This window comes from Flavobacterium chryseum (assembly GCF_004362015.1).
Classification (GTDB): domain Bacteria; phylum Bacteroidota; class Bacteroidia; order Flavobacteriales; family Flavobacteriaceae; genus Flavobacterium.
Genome location: NZ_SNWW01000038.1, coordinates 1 through 1,030, shown reverse-complemented (window position 1 = coordinate 1,030; position 1,030 = coordinate 1). Strand labels below are relative to the sequence as shown.

Here is a 1,030-nt window from a genome sequence, read left to right as displayed (position 1 = left end):
TCGCTGGCAACTAACAACAGGGGTTGCGCTCGTTATAGGACTTAACCTGACACCTCACGGCACGAGCTGACGACAACCATGCAGCACCTTGTAATTTGTCTTGCGAAAGATCTGTTTCCAAACCGGTCAAACTACATTTAAGCCTTGGTAAGGTTCCTCGCGTATCATCGAATTAAACCACATGCTCCACCGCTTGTGCGGGCCCCCGTCAATTCCTTTGAGTTTCATTCTTGCGAACGTACTCCCCAGGTGGGATACTTATCACTTTCGCTTAGCCACTGAAATTGCTTCCAACAGCTAGTATCCATCGTTTACGGCGTGGACTACCAGGGTATCTAATCCTGTTCGCTACCCACGCTTTCGTCCATCAGCGTCAATCCATTAGTAGTAACCTGCCTTCGCAATTGGTATTCCATGTAATCTCTAAGCATTTCACCGCTACACTACATATTCTAGTTACTTCCTAATAATTCAAGTCTAACAGTATCAATGGCCGTTCCACCGTTGAGCGATGGGCTTTCACCACTGACTTATTAAACCGCCTACGGACCCTTTAAACCCAATGATTCCGGATAACGCTTGGATCCTCCGTATTACCGCGGCTGCTGGCACGGAGTTAGCCGATCCTTATTCTTACGATACCGTCAAGCTGATTCACGAATCAGTGTTTCTTCTCGTATAAAAGCAGTTTACAATCCATAGGACCGTCATCCTGCACGCGGCATGGCTGGATCAGGCTTGCGCCCATTGTCCAATATTCCTCACTGCTGCCTCCCGTAGGAGTCTGGTCCGTGTCTCAGTACCAGTGTGGGGGATCTCCCTCTCAGGACCCCTACCCATCGTAGCCTTGGTAAGCCGTTACCTTACCAACTAGCTAATGGGACGCATGCTCATCTTTTACCGTTGTGACTTTAATTATAAAATGATGCCATTTCATAATACTATGAGGTATTAATCCAAATTTCTCTGGGCTATCCCTCTGTAAAAGGTAGATTGCATACGCGTTACGCACCCGTGCGCCGGTCTCTAG

At 47.9% G+C, this 1,030-nt stretch carries 1 rRNA gene; it reads right to left on the bottom strand.

What is annotated here, in order from left to right:
* Positions 1-1,030, bottom strand: a 16S ribosomal RNA gene (locus tag EV143_RS21380); the annotation flags it as partial.